Annotated in this window: 20 protein-coding genes; 5 read left to right on the top strand and 15 right to left on the bottom strand. The window is 44.2% G+C overall.

What is annotated here, in order from left to right:
• The first annotated feature begins 4 nt into the window (after window positions 1–4).
• A complete protein-coding gene (gene fni / locus GTO83_RS04725) occupies window positions 5–1,048 on the top strand; it encodes a type 2 isopentenyl-diphosphate Delta-isomerase (RefSeq protein WP_180871967.1) in 1,044 nt (347 codons plus the stop codon).
• Window positions 1,049–1,280: 232 nt separating this feature from the next.
• Here the strand turns inward: fni and GTO83_RS04720 are convergent, their stop codons facing one another.
• Window positions 1,281–2,645, bottom strand: coding sequence for an RsmB/NOP family class I SAM-dependent RNA methyltransferase (locus GTO83_RS04720; RefSeq protein WP_180871966.1), 1,365 nt, complete (start codon window positions 2,643–2,645; stop codon window positions 1,281–1,283).
• Window positions 2,646–2,763: 118 nt separating this feature from the next.
• Here GTO83_RS04720 and GTO83_RS04715 point away from each other — a divergent pair, with 118 nt between their 5' ends.
• The gene (locus tag GTO83_RS04715; protein ID WP_180871965.1) at window positions 2,764–3,588 is read left to right on the top strand and encodes a Cof-type HAD-IIB family hydrolase; all 825 of its coding nucleotides are present in this window, start codon (window positions 2,764–2,766) and stop codon (window positions 3,586–3,588) included.
• Between the two features lie 60 nt (window positions 3,589–3,648).
• Here the strand turns inward: GTO83_RS04715 and GTO83_RS04710 are convergent, their stop codons facing one another.
• Window positions 3,649–4,161 (bottom strand): nitroreductase family protein, encoded by a 513-nt coding sequence (locus GTO83_RS04710; protein WP_180871964.1) that lies wholly within the window; start codon window positions 4,159–4,161, stop codon window positions 3,649–3,651.
• Between the two features lie 121 nt (window positions 4,162–4,282).
• Between GTO83_RS04710 and GTO83_RS04705 the strand changes: the two genes are divergently transcribed.
• The gene (locus tag GTO83_RS04705) at window positions 4,283–5,209 is read left to right on the top strand and encodes an L-lactate dehydrogenase (protein WP_180871963.1); all 927 of its coding nucleotides are present in this window, start codon (window positions 4,283–4,285) and stop codon (window positions 5,207–5,209) included.
• A gap of 466 nt (window positions 5,210–5,675) precedes the next feature.
• Here the strand turns inward: GTO83_RS04705 and GTO83_RS04700 are convergent, their stop codons facing one another.
• From GTO83_RS04700 to GTO83_RS04675, 6 genes are all read right to left on the bottom strand, one after another.
• Window positions 5,676–6,449, bottom strand: a complete 774-nt coding sequence (locus GTO83_RS04700) for a (S)-acetoin forming diacetyl reductase (RefSeq protein WP_180871962.1) — start codon at window positions 6,447–6,449, stop codon at window positions 5,676–5,678.
• A 105-nt stretch (window positions 6,450–6,554) separates the two neighbouring features.
• On the bottom strand, window positions 6,555–7,472 hold the full coding sequence (locus GTO83_RS04695; RefSeq protein WP_180871961.1) for a dihydroorotate dehydrogenase: 918 nt from the start codon (window positions 7,470–7,472) through the stop codon (window positions 6,555–6,557).
• An 11-nt stretch (window positions 7,473–7,483) separates the two neighbouring features.
• The gene (gene carB, locus GTO83_RS04690; RefSeq protein WP_180871960.1) at window positions 7,484–10,660 is read right to left on the bottom strand and encodes a carbamoyl-phosphate synthase large subunit; all 3,177 of its coding nucleotides are present in this window, start codon (window positions 10,658–10,660) and stop codon (window positions 7,484–7,486) included.
• A complete protein-coding gene (locus tag GTO83_RS04685; RefSeq protein ID WP_180872122.1) occupies window positions 10,653–11,777 on the bottom strand; it encodes a carbamoyl phosphate synthase small subunit in 1,125 nt (374 codons plus the stop codon). Before GTO83_RS04685 ends, carB begins: the two co-directional genes overlap by 8 nt.
• The gene (locus tag GTO83_RS04680) at window positions 11,743–13,023 is read right to left on the bottom strand and encodes a dihydroorotase (protein ID WP_180871959.1); all 1,281 of its coding nucleotides are present in this window, start codon (window positions 13,021–13,023) and stop codon (window positions 11,743–11,745) included. The genes GTO83_RS04685 and GTO83_RS04680 overlap by 35 nt, the downstream gene beginning before the upstream one ends.
• On the bottom strand, window positions 13,023–13,967 hold the full coding sequence (locus tag GTO83_RS04675) for an aspartate carbamoyltransferase catalytic subunit (protein WP_180871958.1): 945 nt from the start codon (window positions 13,965–13,967) through the stop codon (window positions 13,023–13,025). Before GTO83_RS04675 ends, GTO83_RS04680 begins: the two co-directional genes overlap by 1 nt.
• A 369-nt stretch (window positions 13,968–14,336) precedes the next feature.
• Here GTO83_RS04675 and GTO83_RS04670 point away from each other — a divergent pair, with 369 nt between their 5' ends.
• A complete protein-coding gene (locus GTO83_RS04670; RefSeq protein ID WP_180871957.1) occupies window positions 14,337–16,046 on the top strand; it encodes a cell division protein in 1,710 nt (569 codons plus the stop codon).
• 219 nt (window positions 16,047–16,265) lie between these two features.
• Here the strand turns inward: GTO83_RS04670 and GTO83_RS04665 are convergent, their stop codons facing one another.
• The 5 genes from GTO83_RS04665 to GTO83_RS04645 all read right to left on the bottom strand — a co-directional run bounded on the left by GTO83_RS04665 (window position 16,266) and on the right by GTO83_RS04645 (window position 21,633).
• Window positions 16,266–18,713, bottom strand: a complete 2,448-nt coding sequence (locus GTO83_RS04665) for an ATP-grasp domain-containing protein (protein ID WP_180871956.1) — start codon at window positions 18,711–18,713, stop codon at window positions 16,266–16,268.
• Entirely contained in the window at window positions 18,713–19,792 is a 1,080-nt protein-coding gene (locus tag GTO83_RS04660) for a carbamoyl phosphate synthase small subunit (RefSeq protein WP_180871955.1), read from the bottom strand. The genes GTO83_RS04665 and GTO83_RS04660 overlap by 1 nt, the downstream gene beginning before the upstream one ends.
• A 64-nt stretch (window positions 19,793–19,856) precedes the next feature.
• Window positions 19,857–20,783 (bottom strand): RluA family pseudouridine synthase, encoded by a 927-nt coding sequence (locus tag GTO83_RS04655; RefSeq protein WP_180871954.1) that lies wholly within the window; start codon window positions 20,781–20,783, stop codon window positions 19,857–19,859.
• 5 nt (window positions 20,784–20,788) lie between these two features.
• On the bottom strand, window positions 20,789–21,229 hold the full coding sequence (gene lspA, locus GTO83_RS04650) for a signal peptidase II (RefSeq protein ID WP_180871953.1): 441 nt from the start codon (window positions 21,227–21,229) through the stop codon (window positions 20,789–20,791).
• Window positions 21,229–21,633, bottom strand: coding sequence for an EbsA family protein (locus GTO83_RS04645; RefSeq protein WP_255463179.1), 405 nt, complete (start codon window positions 21,631–21,633; stop codon window positions 21,229–21,231). The genes lspA and GTO83_RS04645 overlap by 1 nt, the downstream gene beginning before the upstream one ends.
• A 26-nt stretch (window positions 21,634–21,659) precedes the next feature.
• On the opposite strand from GTO83_RS04645, the gene GTO83_RS04640 reads away from it, so the two are divergent.
• Window positions 21,660–22,070: a ribonuclease HI family protein gene (locus tag GTO83_RS04640; RefSeq protein ID WP_180871951.1), complete on the top strand. Its 411-nt coding sequence runs from the start codon at window positions 21,660–21,662 to the stop codon at window positions 22,068–22,070.
• Between the two features lie 114 nt (window positions 22,071–22,184).
• On the opposite strand, the gene GTO83_RS04635 is transcribed toward GTO83_RS04640, so the two are convergent.
• Window positions 22,185–22,787, bottom strand: coding sequence for a nitroreductase family protein (locus tag GTO83_RS04635; protein WP_180871950.1), 603 nt, complete (start codon window positions 22,785–22,787; stop codon window positions 22,185–22,187).
• A gap of 101 nt (window positions 22,788–22,888) precedes the next feature.
• Entirely contained in the window at window positions 22,889–23,023 is a 135-nt protein-coding gene (locus GTO83_RS10950) for a hypothetical protein (RefSeq protein ID WP_255463178.1), read from the bottom strand.
• Window positions 23,024–23,088 lie beyond the last annotated feature (65 nt).

Below are 23,088 nucleotides of genomic sequence, written 5' to 3'. Positions count from 1 at the left end.
TACCATGGAATCATTGCAAGCGCATCGTAAGGTTGAACACCTTTCATTAGCCGAAAAATTATACTCAGTGAGCCATCAAAGCCATCCTTTTGATAACGTTCGGTTAGTCCCAACAGGACTTCCTGAAACGATTGTTAAAGACGTCAACTTAACCACCAAGTTGGGACCCCTTTCACTAGCGGTCCCCTTTTATATCGAAGCGATGACTGGAGGAAGCCAGCAATCCACTAAGATCAACCGCAGCTTAGCTCGACTAGCCGCTAAACACCATCTTGCCATGGCAACCGGATCAATGAGCATTATTTTTAAAGATCCAGCTGCTGAGGCATCTTTTACCTGTTTACGGAAAGAAAATCCGCATGGGTTGATTTTTGCTAACCTTGGTGCGGGCGCTAACTTAAAGCAAGCCCAAGCGGCGGTCAAGTTAATTAATGCCGATGCTTTGGAAATCCATCTCAATGCCGCTCAAGAAACAGTCATGGCTGAAGGGGACCGAAAATTCAAGTGGCAAGCAAACCTCAAAGAAATCATCACTAACCTCGATGTTCCAGTAATCATTAAAGAAGTTGGTTTCGGAATGAGTGCCCAAACCATTGCCGATCTCGCCCAACTTGGAGCGCAAATTGTGAATGTCTCAGGTCGAGGTGGAACAAACTTTGCCATGATAGAAGACCGGCGAAACCATGAAGATAATTTTACTGACCTCTACGATTTTGGCTTAACGACACCGGAAAGTCTACTCGAAGCACAATTATTAACTAAACGGCCAACCATTATTGCCAGTGGTGGAATTACCAGCCCAATTGATGTCGTCAAAGCTTTAGCCATGCGAGCTTCAGCCGTTGGGGTGGCTGGCTACTTCTTACATGAATTAATCCAAAATCAAGAAGCCGGCCTTGATCGCGCCATTGATCATTGGGTACGTGAAATTAAACGGCTCTACGCCCTGCTTGGTTGTCAATCAACTGCTGATTGGCAACGAGTAAAAACTATTCTTTCGCCAGAATTAGTGGGCTATTTAGCACAACGAAAATTGCAAAGCAAATGATTGAAAAAAAGAGGTTGAGAAGAAAAACCACTAGCTTAAACGTTGGAATGTAGCCAAATAGTAGGTGTTGCACCTATCTATTCGACCTTGCATGGACTCACAGACGCCAAATAAGTCAGCAAGCTCTCTTCAACGTTCCTGAGCTAATGGTTAGTGTTTTTCTCAGCCTCTTTATATTTTCAAATGTTATACAGAAACTCAAGCCAGTAAGGTTTTATCACTACCCTGTTAACTAATTCCGTAACCCCTTTGGGTAGAAGTTTTTAATTGTCCCATTAACGACCTTTCCCCAACCGATACTGTGACCTTGGCAGTTCAAAAGGGTCCACCCCTTTTCTTCAGAATGACCTGATAAAGTTTCACCATGAGTGTAGGAATGCCATTCGTCTTCGGTGATGGTAACAACCCTCGTGACCTCACTTGCATGTAAAGCTAAAGCCAGGGCGTGGGCTGGTTCAAAGCGCTTCTTCTTTAGGGTTCCTAGGTGCAAACCAGGGCGTAAAACATTTAAATCAACCAAGCTACTCATGACGCTAGGAACGGCATAAACTTGGCTCCCAAACTTGACCATTCTTTTTACCTTTAGGTCAGGTATCATCGTATTTAACCAGTCATTTACTAAGTTTTTTTCATCTTTGCTGAGTTGAAAATTGCGATCCAATGATTGGCCTTTTTTAGCCTTTTTCTTTTTTTCCGGTTGGCTGGAACGTTGGTCAACTAACCTGGCGATAAAATGCCCCTCCCCTTTAAAGTGATGCGGGAAGAGCCGGCAAGCCTTCTTCAATTCTGGATTGCCATCCGCCCATTCTGGTCGGCCATCATCCATCCCTGCCGTTTTTTTAATTGGCGCTACAGCAAGGTCTGGATACTCCTTTAAAAGCCAAGCAATCATTTGCTCATCTTCTTCTGGGGCGAAGGTACAAGTTGAGTAGATTAAGGTTCCACCTGGCTTTAACATCACCATGGCTGAAGCTAAAATCTTGCGTTGACGATTTGCACATTCAGCTGGATAATCCGGATTCCAGTATTCTATCCCAGCTGGTTCTTTTCGGAACATCCCCTCTCCTGAACAAGGAGCATCAACTAAAATTCGATCAAAGAATTGGGGAAAATGCTTTTCTAACTGGTCGGGTGATTCATTGGTAACGACAACATTTTGCGCCCCCCACCGTTCCAGATTTTCAGCTAAGATGTTCGCCCGCTTCCGGAAGATTTCATTAGCGACTAACAGCCCTTGGTTCTGCATTTGCGCAGCCAGGTGGGTACTTTTTCCCCCAGGGGCCGCACACAGATCTAAGACCTTCTCCCCTGGTTGTGGTGCAACAACTTCTCCAACCGTCATTGCTGATGGTTCTTGGCTATAAACCCACCCGGTCACGTGGTCAAGGGAGTTGCCATTAACTTTCCCGTAGTACCCCGTCTTTACATGAGGCGCTTTTGCTGTCGCTTGCTCAAGGCTCGCTACTGGCAATCCTGGCTTCAAGGGGTTAATTCGGAAACCACTGTAACTTGCTTGGTCAAAGCTTGCCAAGAAAGCCGGAGCCTCCTCGCCAAGTAACTTTTGATATTTTTCAATAAAGGCCGTTGGTAGTTGCACAAAATTTCTTCCCTTCAATTTAATGTTCAGCTTCCATTCTACCGCCCCGGGATTACCTACGCAACGCTAAAGCAAAACATGATATAATAGTCAGAACTATTACGAAAGGACGGATGATATGCAACGGCACCTAATTGCCCTAGATTTAGATGGCACCACTTTAAATAGCAAGTCACAGCTTGCCTCTGAAACGATTGCGACTCTCCACCAGCTTGAACGGGCAGGACACATAGTAGTAATTGTAACCGGGCGTCCCTACTTAATTTCAAAACACATTTATGACGCCTTACACCTAACCTCCCCGATGGTTAATTTCAATGGCGCCTTAACTCACATTCCCCACAAGCATTGGGCCGGAGAACAAATTCTTAATGTTTCCCGGGAGATGAGTTTAAACTTATTGGATGCTAAAGATCAACTGGGCTTAAAAACCTTAGTAGCTGAAGATAAACTTCACGTCTGGGCAGACCACCCAACTGATATGTTACCAGAATTTTTACCGGTAAAGTTACGGGATGACCAATATTTAAACGCCAAAAACCTGGCCACCGACCCAATCGCCTTAACAATCGAATTTACGCCCGAACAAAAAACGACAATTTTAGGCCAGATTGCTGAACACTACGGCAACTTTGTTGAACCCCGGATTTGGGGTGGCCCTTATGACATCATGGAATTGATTCATCGCGGTGTTCATAAAGAAGACGGCCTCGATCACGTCGCCAAATTCTATCAAATCGACCGGCAAAACATCATTGCTTTTGGTGATGAACAAAACGATTACGAAATGATTGATTACGCTGGCCGTGGCGTTGCCATGAAAAATGCAATTCCACTAATTAAAGAAATTGCTGACGATGAAACCGAATACGACAATGACCACGCTGGGGTTGCCCGTTATCTGAAAGCATACTTTGCAAAAGATTTAGCAGATTTGAACTAAAAAAAGACTATCAATAAAATTTTTAACGGAATTTTATTGATAGTCTTTTTGCTTGCTAACTTACTTTTCTGGATCAATCGTTACCGTCCGCAGGCGGTTAGTGACAAAGTTCCGCGGCTTTAATTCATGGTCTGGGTGCCCGACTGCAACTGCCAAAACGGGATGGAAGTCACCTGGTAAGCCCAAACTATTTAGAGCGGCTTCGGACTCTTCGATACTTGCCTTAACCACCCCTAAAATGGTGCAAGTTGCAAGGCCGAGGTCTGTCGCTTTTAATTCGATATTTTCGGCAATCATTCCGGCGCTCAAAAAGCCTGATTGCCCGGTTAAGGTTGTTGAAATCATAATAACCGTTGGTGCCCCATAGAAAGGATGACCAGTGTCGTTAGCTTCTAAGATATCAATCGTGGCTGGATCATTTACCACGGTGATTAAAAAGTCATTAAAACGGCCCCGGGCAACAGGCGCATACCCTGCAGCTTCGGTTAATTGTTCAACTTCTTCTGCCGTTAATGGCGTCTTTTTAAACTCTCGATTTGCCTGCCGTAACTTAATTGCATTCGTCAAGTTCATTCTGATTACCTCCAATCTGTTTATATTCTACCCCTTGTGAGCGGTTTCGGCTTGCCTTTTTAACAATTAAATGGTAAATTAAATTTCAATGAGAATAAATCTAATTTAAGGAGCTGAAATTATGTCAAGAAAAGTTGCCGTAATCGGGGATGGTCATGTCGGCCAAACAGTTGCTCATCATTTGGTTGTCAGTGGACTAGTTGATAAGTTGGTCCTCTTTGACCTCGATGAAGCAAAAGTCAAAGCTGACGTCATTGACTTCAAGGATGCGATGGCAAACCTCTCCCACCACGTTGAATTTGCTTACAATGACTACGCTGAACTAGCAGACACCGATATTATTGTCTCAGCCTTAGGAAATATCAAACTCCAAGACAATCCAAATAATGATCGGTTTGCCGAACTACCATTTACCAGTACCCAAGTAAAAGATGTCGCAAAGAAGATCAAAGCTTCCGGCTTTCACGGTAAGATAGTGGTGATTACCAACCCAGTTGACGTGATCACGATGCTTTACCAAGAAGGGACTGGACTCCCTAAAGAACATGTGATTGGAACCGGTACCTTGCTTGATTCAGCACGGATGAAGCATGCCGTTGCGAATTCACTTGAGATCGATCCGCGCTCGGTTGTTGGTTATAACCTTGGTGAACATGGGAACTCTCAATTCACTGCTTGGTCAACAGTCCGCGTTCTCGGCAAACCAATTACTGAACTAGCAGAAAAACAGGGCCTTAATCTTGATGAAATGGACAAGCAAGCCCGGGAAGGTGGCTTTACCGTCTTTTACGGCAAGAAGTATACGAGCTATGGGATTGCAACCGCCGCAGTCCGTTTAGTCGAAACGATCTTCAACGATGCCCACACCGAATTACCTGTTTCTAACTACGCTCCTGAATACGGGCTTTACCTCTCCTACCCAGCGATTGTTGGGGCTGATGGGATCTTAGAACGTTTGCAATTAGACCTTACTGAAGAAGAACTGCAAAAGCTCCAAGTTTCCGCTGATTACATTAAGACGAAGTTTGCGGAAAGTACGGAAAAATAAACGAACCATAATCACCTATTTGATGGTTGGTTATGATTAAATTGTCTGTTAATCCCGTTAGATTTTTGATATACTTATTCATGGAGACGGTCCTTTCTTTTTGAAGAGACGGGGGACAGCCGTCTTCTTTTTTTATACATAAAATCCCCTAAATCAAAAACTGCTAGGATTTTACTCCTATCAGTACCAAATATTGTAGACCTAAAACTAAGAGGTTGGGAAAAAAGCTCCTTGACGGCCTGGTTGGGATAAGAAGAACGAAGGTTGATTCATTAGAATCGGCCTTTCGTTCGCACTTATCCACTAAGGCCGTGCTTTTTGACCTTAGTTACTGAGTAACATTCGGAGATGACAAGAGGGTGGGAAGAAACTTGAGTTTCTTCCCACCCTCTAGCATCTTTAACTTTAACTAACCTTTCGATTGCACTTCTAAAAAACTGCGGAGCTTTTAATTTTGAACTATTTTCTAGTGGAATTGCATCCCACCATCAACTTCAAGAGTTTGACCAGTGATGTAGTCGGAGTCAGGACCAGCTAAGAAGGCAACCGCATTGGCAACATCTTCTGGTTCGGAAAGACGCTTCAAAGCGATGTCCTTAGCAAAGGTTTGCATCCCCCATTCATCACTCTTGCCAGCGTTTTGGCCAACTTGGTGGGCGATGTCAAACATCATTGGGGTCTTCACGATCCCAGGAGCAAAGGCGTTAACCGTCGTACCTTCTTCAGCCAATTCGCGGGCCACAACTTGGGTAATCCCGCGGATGGCGAACTTAGAACTGGAGTAGGCTGTCAAGTTCGGGTTACCAACAACCCCAGCTTGGGAAGTGGCGTTAATGATCTTACCTGGGTGGCCCAGCTTCTTGAAGGCAGCATGAGCGGCTTGAATTCCCCAGATCGTTCCATTTACGTTGATGGAGTAAACGTAATTCAAATCATCTTCGGTAACGGTGTCAATTGGCGTCGTTGGGGCAACCCCCGCGTTATTTACCATGACATTAAAGTCCCCCAAAGCATCGATCGTTTGGTCAACGGCTTTGAAAACTTCATCACGCTTGGATACGTCCGCCGTAACGACTAATGCCTTACCACCGGCAGCTTCAATCTTGTCCTTAACTTCGTTCAACTTGTCGGCATGCCGAGCAACCAAGGCAACCGCAAAGCCATCCTTAGCTAAACGAATAGCAATTGCTTCCCCAATTCCTTGGCCAGCACCCGTAACCATTGCGACTTTTTGAGACATTATCCATTTCCACCTTTCATGTGAATCCTTTAACATAATTTGTTCATTCATTATGCAATTTTCTTTAACCGCTGTCAAGTATTCACACGATTAATTCAATTCTCTTTATTCAATGGGTTTTAATTCGCTGAGATTTTGAATGCCGAGCTCATCCATTAAGTTTGGTAATTCATGCGCTAACTTGGGACAAATGTTCAAATCTTTAAAGTGACCAGCACCGACGGCAACAGCACTGGCACCGGCCAACATAAATTCTAAGACATCAGCGGCGGTTTCAATCCCACCCATTCCGATGATTGGGAGCTTTGTGGCGTGGGCAACTTGGTAAACCATCCGAACGGCAAGTGGCTTAATGGCTGTTCCGGAATAGCCCCCCATCCCGTTTCCGAGAACCGGTTTACGGGTTTTAAGGTCAATGTGGAGACCTAAAACGGTATTAATTAGACTCAAACCATCAGCACCCCCTGCTTCCGCAGCTTTGGCGATTTCAGTAATTGAAGTCACGTTTGGCGTCAACTTGACGTAAACCGGGATAGTTCCACTAACTTCCTTAACGGTCCTAGTTACGGCTTCAACTAACTTTGGATCGGTACCGAAAGCCATCCCCCCTTGGCTAACATTGGGGCAAGAAACGTTTAACTCCAGAGCATTCACAAAGGGTGATTGAACAAGCTTTTCGGCCACCATTTGATATTCTGCTAAGCTCGCCCCGCCAACACTAGCTAAAACTGGTAGGTTAGAGTGGGCCTGATGAAAGGCGGGTAGCTTTTCATTGACCACAGCGTCAACGCCGGGATTGGTTAAACCAACCGAGTTCATTACGCCATCGCTTAGTTTGGCAATTTGGGGTTGCGGATTCCCAGTCCGAGCTTGAGGGGTCGTCGTCTTCATTACAAAGGCTCCCAGTTGATCAAAGTCAACCCGATCGGCCCCGTAGGCATCCCCAAAGCCAAAGGTTCCGGAGGCAGGCATCAACGGATTTTGCATCTTTAAGCCCGGAAGTTCAACTGCTAATCGTTCCATTTTCTTCTCCTTTATAGTGCCTGGGTGGTAAAGGACCGGTTTTCTAAGGACGTTAAGAGGGCATCCACCGTATCTAAGGCCGTTAGTAATGGCACATTGTGTTCAATGGCCGTCTGCCGGATCACAAAACCATCCGAATTCTTTTGGTAGTCATGGCCCATTGTGTTAACTACAATATCAACCTTGGTCTTAATGGTATCTAGGATATCATTGGTTCCCGTTTCATGGAGCTTATCAACCACTTCGACGTGAAGTCCATGTTGTTTCAAAAATTCTGCCGTCCCACTCGTCGCCAAAAGCCGATAGCCGATTCGAGCAAATCGTTGGGCTAGCGGAAGGACCCGTTGCTTATCAGCGTCTTCGATCGTCAAAAGGACGCTCCCGTTATCAGGTAAGAGCATCTTAGCGCCAGCAAAAGCCTTATAGAGGGCCTTAGTAAAGGTAACGTCACTACCCATGACTTCCCCAGTGGACTTCATCTCAGGTCCCAAAAAGGCATCAACGTCATCAAGCTTATTAAAGCTAAAGACGGGAGCCTTAACATGGATCATTGCGGGTTCTGGATGTAGACCTGGTGTTAAACCTTGGTCGGCTATAGATTGCCCAAGGATAACCTTGGTAGCAACTTGGGCCATTTCAATTCCAGTAATCTTGCTTAAGAACGGCACTGTCCGGCTAGCCCGTGGATTCACTTCTAGGACGTAGACTTGATGATCATGAATAATGAATTGAATGTTCATGATCCCAATACATTTCAAAGCCACACAGAGTTTTTCTGTGGCCGCCACAATTTGGGCTTTGATATCCGCATCAAAACTTTGCGGTGGATAAACAGCCATTGAATCTCCCGAGTGGACCCCCGCTCGCTCGATGTGTTCCATAATCCCTGGTAAGAGAACCTGGTGACCATCACAGATGGCGTCGACCTCACATTCGCGCCCTTCTAAGTAGGCATCCACTAAAATTGGATGATCAACCGTTGCATGAGCATTGGTTTGCAAGTATTGTTCCAATTCAGTTTGGCTGTAAACAATTTCCATTGCTTTTCCACCAAGCACATAGCTTGGCCGGACGAGAACCGGGTAACCAATTTTTTCGGCGGCAGCTAGAACGGCAGCCGGAGTTGTAGCGGTTAAACCAACCGGTTGTTTTAAGTCAAGTTGCTTAATCACCTGGTCAAAAACTTCTCGGTCTTCCGCTGCGTCGAGATCCTTGACGGTCGTTCCTAAGATCTTAATCCCGTGTTGAGCGAGACCAGCCGCAAGGTTAATCGCGGTTTGACCTCCAAATTGGACAATCACCCCAACGGGTTGTTCTAAGTCACACACATTTAAAACATCCTCTAAGGTGAGCGCTTCAAAATAAAGTTTGTCTGAAACTGAAAAGTCCGTTGAAACCGTCTCGGGATTTGAATTCATCACAATTGCTTCATAGCCTTGACTTTGAATTGCCCGCACACTATGAACCGTCGCATAGTCAAATTCAACCCCTTGACCAATCCGGATGGGTCCCGAGCCAATTACCAGAATTGATGGTTTCTTGGAACGGTGACTTTCATTTTCGTGGTCGTAAGTACTGTAAAAATATGGGGTAGCGGATATAAATTCAGCTGCACAAGTATCAACCATCTTGTAAACGGGGTGAATTTGGTTTGCTAAACGGAAAGTCCGAACTTCATCAGCGGTTACCCCCCACAGCTTGGCAATCGTTTGGTCACTAAAGCCATTTTCTTTGGCTACTTGAAGTGTTGGGACATCTTGCTTGTGAGCTTGAATCGTTTTTTCTAATTCGACTAAGTGGGCCACAAGATCTAAGAAGTAATCATTAATCTTGGTGAGGGCATGAACTTGGTCAATCGTATAACCACGGCGAAAAGCTTCGGCTAAGTAGAAGAGCCGATCATCTTGGGCGTGAGTTAATTTTTCTTCTAAGCTGGCTTGATCCGCAGCTTGGGCCGCTGGCAAGATTAGATCCTTGGCATCGATTTCTAAGGATCGAATTGCTTTTTGGAGAGCTTCTTCGGCAGTCCGGCCGATCGCCATCACTTCCCCGGTCGCTTTCATCTGACTGCCGAGATGGCGGTTAGCCTTGGTGAACTTATCAAAAGGCCACCGCGGAATCTTGCAGACAACATAGTCTAGAGCTGGTTCAAATTGAGCGGTGGTTTTCCCAGTAACCGGAATTAAAACTTCATCCAGGGTTAAGCCAATCGCAATTTTAGCCGCCATCTTAGCAATCGGGTACCCCGTTGCCTTGGAAGCTAAGGCTGATGACCTAGAAACTCGTGGGTTTACTTCGATAACGTAATATTGGTAACTCTTTGGATCCAAGGCAAGTTGCACATTGCAACCCCCTTCGATTTTCAATGCGCGAATTAATCTTAAAGCACAATCCCGGAGCATTTGAAATTCCCGGTCAGTGATCGTTTGGTTCGGCGCAAAAACAATTGAATCCCCGGTATGAATACCCACCGGATCAAAATTCTCCATGCAACAAACCACCATTGCATTATCAGCGGCATCCCGCATTACTTCAAATTCGATTTCCTTGAAACCGGCAATTGACTTTTCAATCAATACTTGGTTGGCAGGCGAAAGATCAAGCCCGTTAGCCGCAATTGTTGCCATCTCAGCGGCATCATGGCAGATTCCTCCACCAGTTCCGCCCATGGTAAAGGCTGGCCGGACAATTACCGGATAACCAATTGTTTCAGCATAGGCTAAGGCATCATCAACCGTTGCCACGGTTTGCGAAGCTGGCACTGGTTCATTAAGGTCCTGCATTAATTCCTTAAACCGTTCTCGGTCTTCGGCTTGGTCAATTGAATCTAGTTTAGTCCCCAAAAGTTGGATCCCCAGTTCATCTAAAAGTCCAGTTTTGGCCAAAGCAACCGCCAAGTTCAGACCGATCTGCCCCCCAATGGTTGGCAAAATAGCATCCGGGTATTCTTGGCGAATAATTCGGGAAACTGAGTCAACCGTTAAGGGTTCAATATAAACATGATCAGCGATTTGGTTGTCGGTCATAATCGTAGCGGGGTTGGAGTTAACCAACACCGTTTCATAACCTTCTTCTTTCAAAGCTAAACAAGCTTGGGTCCCAGAATAATCAAATTCCGCCGCTTGCCCAATAATGATAGGTCCGGAACCAAAAATCATAATCTTATGGATATCTTTCCGCTTAGGCATGGTGATGGGCCTCCTTTTGGTCGTCAACGAGTTTGATAAAAGTATCAAATAAACTAGCTGCATCATGCGGACCAGGTGCGGCGTCCGGGTGGAATTGTAAGGAAAAGGCTGGGTATTGCTTATGACGTAAACCTTCAACCGTTCCATCATTGACTTCAACTTGACTAACCGTTAGCTGAGTTTCTTCAACTGAAGCCGCATCCACCGCATAACCATGATTTTGGGAAGTAAAGTACGTTTTACCTGAGGCCAAATCACGAACGGGATGATTAAAGCCCCGGTGACCGAATTTCATCTTATAAGTCTTGGCTCCATTTGCCAGGGCAAAGAGCTGGTGGCCCATACAAATTCCAAAAACGGGATAATGCTTTTCAACTTCCGCAATCATTTTAATAGCGCTTATCATTTCCATTGGATCTCCGGGGCCGTTGCTGAGTAAGATCCCATCTGGATGCAAATTTTCAATTTGTTTAGCCGTGGTGTTGTATGGAACCACGACAACGTTACAATCCCGCTTAGCCAATTCCCGCAGGATACTTTGTTTAATTCCAAAGTCAACCACAACAATATTGCGTTGATAACCAGGGTTGGGGTAAACCGACTTAGTAGAAACAGCCGCAATACTTCCCTTTGTGGGGTTAGTTGCCTTTAGTTGAGCAACAATCGCTGGCAAATCACTAACATCATCGGTTAACATCCCCCGTAAGGTCCCCGCTGACCGTAAATGCCGGACCAACTCCCTGGTATCGATGCCTTGTAACCCTGGAATTTGATGATCCGTCAAAAAATCACCAAGGCTTTGCTGATTCCGCCAATTACTTGGTCGCCGAGCTAAGTGATGACAGATCACTCCTTTGATGCCTGGTTCCAAGCTTTCGTTATCATCAAAGTTGATACCATAATTGCCAATTAACGGATTAGTGAAAACCAGGATTTGGTTAACGTAAGACTGATCCGTAATTGATTCTTGGTAACCGGTCATTCCCGTACTAAAGACAACTTCACCTAAGGTGTTTGTCATTGCCCCAAAAGCTTTACCAGCAAAAACTACCCCATCTTCTAATACTAAATACCGCTTCAATTTAGTTCTCCTTACGTTGGTAAACCACTTGACCATCAACTAAGGTCATCACTGTTTGACCTTGAACATCCCAGCCAGTAAATGGTGTATTGTGACCCTTGGAAAGATAATCTTCATCTTTAAAAGTAAATTGCTTATAAAGGTCAAAAATTGCCAGATCCGCTGGCATTCCAGGTTGGATGTGACCAGCGCCTTGTAAATTAAAGGCATCGGCTGGTCCGGCCGTCAACCATTGGAGAAGCTCGGTTAAACGAACCTTCCCTGGTAAAACTAAGTGGGTGTAAAGAAGGGCAAAGGCAGTCTCAAGACCGGTAATCCCGTTAGCCGCTTTGATTAAATCAGGTCCCTTATCACTTTCGGCATGGGGAGCATGATCAGTGGCAATCATGTCAATTGTGCCGTCCAAAAGTCCAGCTAAACAAGCAGCTTGATCAGCCTTCCCCCGCAGTGGCGGATTCATTTTGTAATTAGAGTTATTAGCTTCAATGTCTTCATCACACAAAAGGAGATGATGCGGAGAGACTTCCGCTGTTACCCGAATTCCTTGGGCTTTAGCCAGCCGAATTAGATTAACACTTTCCTTTGTGGAAACATGGCAAACGTGATAATGAACATGGGTAGCTTGAGCCAACATCAGATCTCGAGCTAGTTGGGCTGACTCCGTGACCGGTAAAATTCCGGGAACCCCAAGCTGACGCGCTTTTTTACCAGCATTAATCACCCCACCAAAAAGCAAAGAATTATCTTCAACATGAGCGGCTAATGGCAAACTAGCAGCCTTAGCGGCTTTCATGGCCTGGTACATTGTTCCAGCAGTTTGGACACCAGAGCCATCATTGGAGACGGCAAAGGCACCTGCTTTTTTCACCCCAGCAAAGTCAACTAACTGATTACCCTGACGCCCTTCAGTAATTGTGGCGTATTGAAGGACGTGGACCCTCCCTCTTGTTTGGTTTGCCTTGACTTGTTTGGCTACCCGTTCCGGATTATCTGGTGTTGGTAGGACATTTGGCATTGCCCCAACTGTCGTGTAACCACCATGAGCAGCGGCCATTGTTCCAGTTTCAATCGTTTCTTTTTGGGTAAGTCCTGGATCGCGGAAATGGACGTGGAGATCAATTAAGCCGGGAGTAACTAATTTCCCACTAGCATCGATAATCGTGTCAGCGGCCGAGAGTTCATTCCCAATTGCGGCAATCTTACCATTTTCAATTAAGAGGTCGGTTTTAACGAGTTGACCGTTTAAAAAGATGGTCCCGCCTTGAATTTTGGTAACACTCATTATTCCAAGCCCCCTAACTTCCGCCCGCGCAGGACAGCTTCTAACATTGCCATCCGCATAAAGACGCCGTTGCGCATTTGCTCAACAAAGGCCGACTTTGGGGCTTCAACAAATTCACCGGCTAATTCAACCCCCCGGTTAATCGGACCTGGGTGCATGATGATGGCATCATCCTTTAAAGCTTCATAACGGGCCTTGTTGATTCCGTACTTAGCATGGTAATCCGCAGCGCTGAAGCTAGCTTCGTTGGCGTCACCAGCGTGTCGTTCATGTTGAACCCGAAGGAGCATCATTACATCAACCATCCCTACTAATTCATCCATTGGGAGGTACTTGCCATATTTATCAAAGGCATGGTCGTACCAGTATTCAGGACCAGAGAAGTAAACTTCGGCGCCCAATTTGTTGAGAATTTCCATGTTGGACTTAGCTACCCGGGAGTTAGTAATGTCACCGACGATTGCGACTTTCAAGCCCTTAAAGTGACCGAAATGTTCATGAATCGTCATAATATCAAGCATACATTGAGATGGGTGTTGGCCACTTCCATCACCGCCATTTACAACCCCGATCGAAAGGTGTTCATCCGCCTTAGGGTGAATCAAGGCTTGATAATATTCATTTTCACTGGCCCGGATCACCGTCAGGTCAACCCCCAATGCATCCATCGTCAAGCAAGTATCGTATAAGGTTTCCCCCTTCTTGATCGAAGAATGACTGGCATCAAATGGAATTTCAGTTAACCCCAACTTCTTTTCGGCCATTGCAAAACTAGTATGGGTCCGCGTTGAATTTTCAAAGAACATGTTCGTGACGTATACCGGTTGACTTAACTTAGGAGCAGGGGTACCTGCCTTAAATTCTTCCGCACGTTCAATGAGCACTAGAGTTTGTTCAACCGTCAAGTCTTCAACCGTTACAAAGTGTGGTAAATGTACGAGCATTCTTATTTCCTCCTTACCCGGAAACCGGGAATCACCAGGAGGACCCTATCATCCGTTTCTGAACTCATTGGGCCCTCGCTGGAGCACGTTAATGAAATTCATCAAGCCCATTAAGAAACCCCGCCTACCAGAAAATGGTAAGCGGGGATTGTCGGTTTATTATTAAAACGTGACGTACCTTGCTAGCCTCTCTGGACTACCTTAAAGGACATTGATTGTCATTATCATACTTTAATTTTAAAAAAAGTCAAGCAGAAAGATATCTTTTTATTAAAATGACTAGTTTGATTAACTGGACTGCCGTAAAATATGGTTGCATTTATATTATGGTCAAAAATTTAAATTTAGTACAGAAAGAAGCAGATGCTGATGACTAAGGATCATCATCGATCACTGAGCCGCCTTTGGCTAATAATTATTTGTTTCTTAATGTTACTTCCCCAATTCATTTCCGGTGGAGTAATTATTGGAAATGATACCCTTTTTCACTTTAATCGTTTTTATGATGCTGCTATGCAACTACGAACTGGCCATTTTAATTACTTCCAGACAAACTATGGTTTCCAACAAAACGGACGGGTAATTAACGCAGTGTACGGCCCCGCTTTTGCGATGCTGAACGGGGCGCTCTTGGCTTTAACCCACAACTGGTTTGGTTACCAATTATTAACAACATTCATTATTAATCTGGTAGCGGGAATTGGAATGCTTAACTTATCACGGCAGATGGGCGCTGGTCCCGGAGTTAGTTTATTATTAGCCGTCACCTACCTCAATATCGGCTGGTTGCCAAATTGGGAAATGGCCCAAAACATGTCAGCTTGGGGGGCTGCCTTAGCCCCCTACCTATGTATGGTAGAAATCCAAATGATTACTGATCACCAAAAGCCGGTCAGTTGGTTAAAATTAACCTTAATTATTAGTATTACCGCCCAAATTCACCTGCTGAGCACGGCTATTTTTGTAGTTACTTTGGTTCCCTTCTTCATCGCTGGGATGGTAATCGTCGACCATCGTTGGAAGATGTTCAAAGAAACTCTTAAAGCCGTTGGCCTAACGATCCTGTTATCGGCTAACATTTGGGGGGCTTTACTAGAACTCACTACCCATAATCGCTTAGCAAAAACTAACCCCTTCAATCTCTATCACAATGCTTTGATGATCTCACAAACAAGTGGAGTTCGAGAATCAATTTTGCTAATCATGGTGATACTCTTTGGTTTAGCTACCCTTTTCACACTGAAATCACCCCAAAACGGAACCTGGTTAATCATGCTGGTAGGTTTAGGGATCCTTTTGGTTGCTTCAACCTTATTTCCTTGGCAAAGCCTACAATCAATCATGCCAGCCTTAAAACGGGACTTTCAATTTCCGGCCCGCTTAACGACCGTCGCCTACCCGCTCTTATTTGCGGGAATTGCCCGCTTATCTACCCAAGGTAAATGGCAACGATGGCTCCTAATCATTTGCCTTTTGGGGACACTGATCCAAGCTAGTATTTTTAATAGTCAAACCGTTTACCAAGCAGGCCGAAAACACGTCAACACAACTTTCTTAGTTAAATTGAAAAAAACTGCCTCCCGGCAGGATATTGTTACAGCATCAAATTCACGGCACTTTGGGAAGTTAATTGATGAAGTTGGCAAGCGATCTCCCGATTATCTGCCGCTCCTTAGCAAAAGTCAACATAATCTCCCCCTGACCTACCAATATGAAATTCTTTGGCAAGCGCCAAAATTTCACCATCAAATTCGCTCCGATGGTGCTCTCATTTTAACCTGGCACGCTAAACGAGCAAATAAGCGCTTAGTACCGGTAATTGTTTATCAAGAATCAAAGGTCGTCTTAAACGGCAAAGTACAAACTCATCTTCATCGTTCTCGCCTTGGGGCCCCTTATGTTACCCAACGTACTGGAAAGAACATCCTCGTTTTGACCTTCCACCCGACTATGATGACTCATTTCTTACTCCTTATTGCTGGGTTAAGTTGGTTATGCTTTGGTCTAATTTTGTTACTCCATGTATTCCAACGCTTTCGACCTAAAAACAGTTTGGTACCTTATTTTGGGATTGGGTAATTTAATTACCGCCATTTTTAATCTCGTTCAACTTACAAATTAATTTTCAGATAATAAAATAGAACCGTAAAACCCGACAAAAGTCTGTCTTTACGGTTCTTTTCGTTTGAATTTTAGTTTGAGATGCTAGCTTCCACGGTTATTATTTCTGTCAACATTGCGCACAATCTAGCTTTTCTAGGTGATATGCTTTAGATAAGATTCAGCCTTAAAAAGTTTTCATTCAACACACGCACCCAACATTTGATCAAGTCGAGCGGCTCGCCGTAAATGTAAGAACGAGTATGGCATAACGGCTTCAAAATAAGTCGGCTGATCAACTTTCCGCTGACTAGCTGCCCGAAGTAAACGGCCATTAAACTTATTAAGTTGCAACCGAATCAAAACCGCCGCTAAATCTAACCCAGTGGTTACGCTGAGAAAAGCTAATTCCCAACTAGCTGGTATAGTAACTTTACCTTTAACTAATTTACCATCAACTATTCGAAGCGATAGCTGGTAGATACCTGGTTGCGTACACTTTGCAATCGCTACCTCACCGGCATTTATCATTTCAGGTCCAAAATCAGCGGGTGGGTCTGGTGCAAACTCACTCTTAATCCCGTCATCTGCAAGGGTCAGTCTGGTTAAACCAAGCGGATACGTGTATTGACCATCAAAGAAAGCATTAAATTGATAACTGATCCCCCGTTGACTTGGTTCAGTAACCTTCGCTGAACCGATAGAAATCAGTTTAATCTTTCCTCCTTGCACCGCCGGTAATGATTTCAAGTTTGTTTGATCCGCAAAGCTCAAAATTACCTCCGGTTTTTCCAAGGCCACTACCGCGTTGATATGCTCTAAGTCACGTGGTTCTAAGTAGGTTTTGTTAGCTAATTCTCGCAGTAATAAGGTACTATTGGGATTATCTTCAATTACGATAATTTGGTAACCCTGGCGTTTGAGTTCAGCCGTCGCTCGGGTTAGAAGATAATCGTTAGCAGTACCGTTTCCTAAGCGACGCGGTCCAGCACCAATGATAAGTGCCCGATGATTATTTAAAGCCACACTTTCATTTTCCAATTCAAAAGTAGAATAAAAGGTACTTAAGTGTTGATCTAATTCTCCAGCAGATGGATCAACGGTCTTGTAAGTTCGATGAATTTGATTAATTTGCCGAAGTTGCCAAACTTCAAAGTCCTTAGTATGCCAAAGTTGACCAATCAAATGGTCACTAAAGCCCCAATATTTGGCCTTCCTTAACCAATCAAGATCTCTGGGATGGCTAATCAGCATTTGTTCAATCGAAACTAGGTGTTTAAATTGCACTAAATAGTAGGGATCGAGCTTGGTTAATTCCACTAGTTCACTAATCAAATAGCCTCGGCGAATCGCTTCTAAGACCGGTAACAATCGATTTGGCGATGGATGAATTAAAAACTGGTCTAAGATTTCATCCCCCAAATTTTCCAAAGCATAGAAATTTGGATGCAATTCGCTCATTGCTTTTAGCAAAGCTTCCACCAAGCTTCGTCCGAGGCCGATTACCCCCCCGACGGACTGCTTTTCCGTATTTAAATTATGGTTAGAAATTCCCAGTTCAGCATTAGCAAATACAGGAATCCGAATCGCAGTTCGATCCAAAACTGGCTCAGTAATTGCCGAGTGCTTAGCAAGGCCATGATCGAGTCGAAGATCACGCAATAAAGCACCCGTATAAAGATATCCGCAAACCCGCGCAACAGGGTAACCAGTTGCTTGTTCCACAAAAGTCGTCATCCGATCAAGATATGGACTATTTTTAATAACGTAGAAGCGGTCATTATCTTCATCGAGGGCAAATTGGACGTGGTTAATCCCAATCACCCGGAGTTTCCGAGTAATCCGGAAGGCAATATCTCGCATATCTTGAATCTGCCGTTCCAATAAGGTTTGGGCAGGTAAAACCGCCATTGAATCACCAGCATGAATCCCAATTGGGTCGACATCTTCGATCATTGCCAATTGCATCATCGTTCCGGACTTATCCCGCGCAACGATCACTTCAATTTCTTTGAGACCAGCTAAACTTTGTTGAACAAGGGCCTGATTAGTACTGGAGTGCTGAATCGCATCACTCACCGCTGTTTGAAGCTCGCCATAATCATGGATAATTCGACGAACACTCCCGGCTTGCGGAATGACCGCTCGTACAACAACCGGAAAGCCAATCTCATCGACCATTGCCTTAGCTTCAGCATAAGTTGTAACCGGGGCAATTTTCTTCGTGTTAGCATTGATTTGACGCAGGGTCTGATTCAACAGTGAAGGATTATTGATTTGGCGAATTGTAGCAATAGGCATCCCCCAAACGGCCACCTCATATTTATTCAAAACCCCCGTCGTTGCTAATTTTTCGGTTAGCTGAAGGGCATCTCGTCCCCCAAGAACTGGTAAAATTGCTGTTGGCCGATACTTTTCAATCAAGGATGTCACTAAATGCGGTGTAGGAATCCCCATCTCGTATTCGTCAACTGCACCCGTAAGCTTTGGTGCAACGTTAAAGGAGTTATTATCGACTAAGACAACGCGATAGCCTCTTTTTTTGATGGCAAAAGTAACTTTAATCAGTGAACTAATCAACTCACCTTCATGTTGAAAGTTGTCAGCCCCTGCTCCTAAAATTAGAATGCTTGGTTGGTCTTCCATTAACGTTCACCTCCCTGACGCATCATTTCCATAAACTCATCAAAGAGCGAATTGGTCTCATCTGGTCCGGGGGCTCCATCCGGAAAAAACTGAACCGCAAAGGCTGGATATTGCCGATGGCGTAAACCCTGGACTGAATTATCTAGTAAATCAACGTAAGTTACATAAAGTCGTTGCCGATCAACACTTTCTCGTTCTACCTGATAACCTTCAGCTTGACTAGCATAAACAATTTGATCGGTAATGATTTCCTTAATTGGATGATTCATTCCATGATGTTCGACCGCTAATTGCTTAGTCTTTGCCCCGTTAGCCATCGCGAATAACTCATGACCAAGGCCAATTCCAAATAGGGGAACCCGAGTCTGAATTTCTTGGATCATCTTCAAGACACTCTTTTTCACATTTGTTGGATCGCCGGGACCACTCGAAAGGACCACTCCATCCGGATCTAAGCGTAAAATTTCGGTAGCGGTAGCAGTATATGGTAAAACGGTAACATTACATTTTCGCCGGGAAAGTTCCCGCAAAATTCCATTTTTTAATCCAAAATCAATAACAACCACGGTTAAGCCAACATCTGGATTAGGATATGGCTTGGGAGTTGCCACTTGGGCTACTTGTTGATTCGTTAGGACCGTTGCATGCAGTTGATCAAAAGCATGGTCATCCGGTACGGGAACAATGCTTCCTCGAAGTGGCTTTTCCGCTACCTTTAAACGATGAACTAGGGCACGTGTATCAATATTTGTAATCCCTGGAATATTCATTTGATTTAAATATTGATCCAAACTTACTTGCCGCGGACCAGTCGCTTCAAACTGGGCTAGATTTCGCACAATTACCCCCTTGATTGATGGCGTAATTGTTTCATAAACATTCCGTTGGAGCGCAAGATTACCGACATTAGGTTGGGTAAAGACCACAATTTGATTAAAGTAAACTGGATTGGTGATTAACTCCTGGTAACCTGCCATGCTGGTATTAAAGACTAGTTCACCAAAGGTTACCGCTGGCGAGCCAAAGCCTTCCCCACTAAAAACGGAGCCATCTTCTAATATTAAGTACCGTGCTGACAAGATTCCACCCCACTTCATCAATTCTCAGAGACGATTCTACCATATTTTTAATAGTGATGCATTTTTATTCGCTAGCTTCAATTCTACTTTGCCGTCTTAATTTAACAATTAAGTCCCGAAAAATTGGTGGCAACGGAGCCGTCAAAGTAATCCGTTTACCAGTTATCGGATGGGTAAAGCCCAAGAGGCGGGCATGTAAAAACTGTCCTTGCCCAGTAATCGTTTTACGTGGCCCATACAAGGGATCACCAACCAAAGGATGATTAATTGATTTCATATGCACCCGGATCTGGTGGGTCCGGCCGGTTTCAAGCCGGCAAGCTACCAAGGTATATTTGTTATATCTTTCAACAACTCGAAAATGAGTTACTGCCGGGCGCCCATCAGCTACGATTGCTTGACGTTTTCGATCCTTTGGTGAACGTCCTAATGGAGCATTAATCGTTCCCTGGCCTTCTTTAATCACCCCATGAACCAAGGCAAGATATTCTCGCGCTGTAGTTTTAGCCTTCAATTGGGCAGCTAGGGATTGGTGGGCCTGATCATTTTTAGCCACCATTAAAAGGCCAGAGGTATCTTTGTCGATTCGATGAACGATTCCAGGGCGAAGTTCCCCATTAATCGTTGAAAGCGGGCAATGGTAAAGTAAAGCATTCACCAAAGTATGGTTTGGATGACCAGCGGCCGGATGAACTACCATCCCCTGCGGTTTATTCACTACGACCACATCTTGATCTTCGTATACAATCTCAAGCGGAATTTTTTCCGGTGCTAAATCAATCTTTTGGGGCTGTGGTTCCGTCACCTGAATCATTTGCCCTATTTTAAGCTTTAAACGAGGTTTAACCACTTCGCCATCAACAGTAACATTCCCATTCTCAATCCACCGTTGTAATTGTGAACGAGAGGTTTGTGGCAGCAACTTCGTTAAAACCTTATCTAATCGGTCGCCACGCTCAGTGGAAACTTTAAAGGTGTGCGATTCAACCATTAAGCTTAATCATCCTTTTCTAACAAAATTAAAATTACTAAGTAAATTACCCCAAGGGTCAAACAAGTATCGGCGACGTTAAAGACCGGAAAATTAATAAAGAGGGTCTCAAACATATCAACAACGTAGCCATGGATAAGCCGATCGATGAAGTTACCAATCGCCCCTGCTAAAATTAAACTAAGAGCAATCATCATTCCCTGGTTTTGCCGATAACGGCGCATTAAATATAGAATAACGGCAATTGCTACTATTGTTAGGATAAAAAAGAGAAATTGCTGTCCCGCCAAGATTGACCACGCCGCCCCGCTATTGCGCAGGTTAGTTAACCCGAGCAAACCTGGAATTAAAGTATGCAACTGCCCAAGGGCAAGCTGGTTGTTTACTAACCACTTTACTAATTGATCAATCCCGACAAGGACCACCACCAGAATAAAGTATGGCATTAAAGTTGTCCTTTCTTCGCTGATTCTTGGAGGAAACTCCGAAGGGAATTAATTGATCGATTCGACAAAGAAAAAGTCATTACTTCCCCATGAACAGTAATCGTCATTGTATGCTTGGTAAAAACAGGTTGTCGAATATCCTTTACCGGAATCGTCAGAAATTGTCCCTGTAAAACCCGGGAAAAGACAAATTTGGACGGTGAGACCACCAGGGTCCGCCGAAAAATCGATAAACCTGCTATAATTAGAAAGATTGCAATGAACGTCCCAGTGACCCATTGAAAATAGGTATATTCAAAGGCGATGATAATCCCCACCACCAGGATTATTAAAATCCAGCACCAATTAATAATGGCAGTTGTCATATCGGGTTGGTAAAAATATTTTTTTTGTTCTTCTTCCATCGTAAACCTCACTTTAGGAGTCATATATGATCAAACTTTATACCGATGCAGCCACCAAGGGTAATCCTGGGCCAACTAGCTTAGGCGCCTTAATTTTGGCTGATCAGCAACAAATTCAGGTTAAAAAATTTGCCGGGAGATATTCGAATCATCAAGGAGAATTTTTAGCTGCCCAATTTGGTTTTCAAACCTTAATTGAACGCTACCCGGACGCTGATGTGGTTTTCTTTTTGACTGACAGTCGACTACTAGCTGACGCAGTTGGCAAAAACTACAGTAAGCATTACCAAAATGAATTAGCAACTTTGTTAGCTTTAATTAATCAATTTCCAACTGTGATTACCCAATGGGTTCCTGAAAAAGCAAATCATGGTGCTCATCACTTAGCTAACCAAGCCTTACAACAAGGGCTATCAGGCGAGAAAACACACCAATAAAAGTATAACAAAAAAAGGTGTTACCGACTAAAATAATAGCTAGTCGGTAACACCTTTTTACAATTATTTAATAAATAAGTCGAGCCGTCGAAGAGAGATGCTCCCTACCTAGCTTTAATCAAAAACCTTAAAGCGGTCTTCGTCGGCCATAAATTCCTTGTCGCCAGCGCCTTGTTCGATAGAACCAAATGGCATTTCGGCCCGGAGACGCCATGAAGCAGGAATATCAAAGGCAGCTCGGATATCTTCATCAATCAATGGGTTGTAGTGTTGAAGGCTTGCCCCCAAACCATTTTCAGCTAAAGCCGTCCAGACGGCAAAGTTGCTGTTTCCCATGGCTTGTTCTGACCAGTCATAAAAGTTATCAGCGTAAGTTGGGAATTGTTTTTCCAAGTTATGAACCACATCCATGTCACTGAAGAAAAGTACCGTTGCATATGCGGCCTTGAAACCGTCAATCTTAGCAGAGGTGGTCTTGAAGGCCTCGTCATCTTTAACAACCTTCCGCAAGTTTTCACGAACAATTTCCCATACCTTGTCGTGGGAGTCACCAAAAGCGATTACGGCACGAGTCGTTTGAGAGTTAAAAGCCGTTGGGGCTTGTTTCATGACGTTCTTGATTAAATCAGCGATTTCATTATTAGCAAAATCAACCTTCTTACCAAGAGCGTAAATCGTCCGGCGTTGCTTTTCTAAGTTTAACATTTCAGTTTTCATAAATTACTACTCCTCTTTGATTCATATCTTTAATTAACAACATCATTATATCTTACTAATAAAAAGTAAGCAAGAAGAAAGTTAGTTTTTTTATTACAAGTTTAAAAGTCACCAAAGAGGTCGAGTTGATTACTGTCAGGTAACTGGTCAAGCACGTGATTGTTAGTCATGAAGCCTGGCGTATTTTCACGATCCTTGAAAACTCGGGCTTTCCGGCATGCCTCTAGTGAACCCATCGTTGCTCACCTCTTGGACATTCTGGATAAATCTTTGATTTTCCATAGAAACTGCCCATTTTGTG

Source organism: Lactobacillus sp. 3B(2020) (genome assembly GCF_013487845.1).
GTDB lineage: Bacteria > Bacillota > Bacilli > Lactobacillales > Lactobacillaceae > Limosilactobacillus > Limosilactobacillus alvi.
The sequence above is the reverse complement of the archived record's forward strand: the minus strand, read 5'-3'. Positions and strand labels throughout refer to the sequence as shown.

What these genes read in the sequence shown, in the direction of transcription:
- GTO83_RS10950 (WP_255463178.1), bottom strand. Translation starts at nt 23,023, where the DNA reads ATGGGTTCACTAGAGGCATGCCGGAAAGCCCGAGTTTTCAAGGATCGT.
- GTO83_RS04675 (WP_180871958.1), bottom strand. Translation starts at nt 13,967, where the DNA reads ATGCTCGTACATTTACCACACTTTGTAACGGTTGAAGACTTGACGGTT.
- lspA (WP_180871953.1), bottom strand. Translation starts at nt 21,229, where the DNA reads ATGCCATACTTTATTCTGGTGGTGGTCCTTGTCGGGATTGATCAATTA.
- GTO83_RS04685 (WP_180872122.1), bottom strand. Translation starts at nt 11,777, where the DNA reads ATGGTCAAGTGGTTTACCAACGTAAGGAGAACTAAATTGAAGCGGTAT.
- fni (WP_180871967.1), top strand. Translation starts at nt 5, where the DNA reads ATGGAATCATTGCAAGCGCATCGTAAGGTTGAACACCTTTCATTAGCC.
- carB (WP_180871960.1), bottom strand. Translation starts at nt 10,660, where the DNA reads ATGCCTAAGCGGAAAGATATCCATAAGATTATGATTTTTGGTTCCGGA.
- GTO83_RS04705 (WP_180871963.1), top strand. Translation starts at nt 4,283, where the DNA reads ATGTCAAGAAAAGTTGCCGTAATCGGGGATGGTCATGTCGGCCAAACA.
- GTO83_RS04655 (WP_180871954.1), bottom strand. Translation starts at nt 20,783, where the DNA reads ATGGTTGAATCGCACACCTTTAAAGTTTCCACTGAGCGTGGCGACCGA.
- GTO83_RS04640 (WP_180871951.1), top strand. Translation starts at nt 21,660, where the DNA reads ATGATCAAACTTTATACCGATGCAGCCACCAAGGGTAATCCTGGGCCA.
- GTO83_RS04710 (WP_180871964.1), bottom strand. Translation starts at nt 4,161, where the DNA reads ATGAACTTGACGAATGCAATTAAGTTACGGCAGGCAAATCGAGAGTTT.
- GTO83_RS04680 (WP_180871959.1), bottom strand. Translation starts at nt 13,023, where the DNA reads ATGAGTGTTACCAAAATTCAAGGCGGGACCATCTTTTTAAACGGTCAA.
- GTO83_RS04645 (WP_255463179.1), bottom strand. Translation starts at nt 21,633, where the DNA reads ATGGAAGAAGAACAAAAAAAATATTTTTACCAACCCGATATGACAACT.
- GTO83_RS04635 (WP_180871950.1), bottom strand. Translation starts at nt 22,787, where the DNA reads ATGAAAACTGAAATGTTAAACTTAGAAAAGCAACGCCGGACGATTTAC.
- GTO83_RS04670 (WP_180871957.1), top strand. Translation starts at nt 14,337, where the DNA reads ATGACTAAGGATCATCATCGATCACTGAGCCGCCTTTGGCTAATAATT.
- GTO83_RS04715 (WP_180871965.1), top strand. Translation starts at nt 2,764, where the DNA reads ATGCAACGGCACCTAATTGCCCTAGATTTAGATGGCACCACTTTAAAT.
- GTO83_RS04665 (WP_180871956.1), bottom strand. Translation starts at nt 18,713, where the DNA reads ATGGAAGACCAACCAAGCATTCTAATTTTAGGAGCAGGGGCTGACAAC.
- GTO83_RS04700 (WP_180871962.1), bottom strand. Translation starts at nt 6,449, where the DNA reads ATGTCTCAAAAAGTCGCAATGGTTACGGGTGCTGGCCAAGGAATTGGG.
- GTO83_RS04695 (WP_180871961.1), bottom strand. Translation starts at nt 7,472, where the DNA reads ATGGAACGATTAGCAGTTGAACTTCCGGGCTTAAAGATGCAAAATCCG.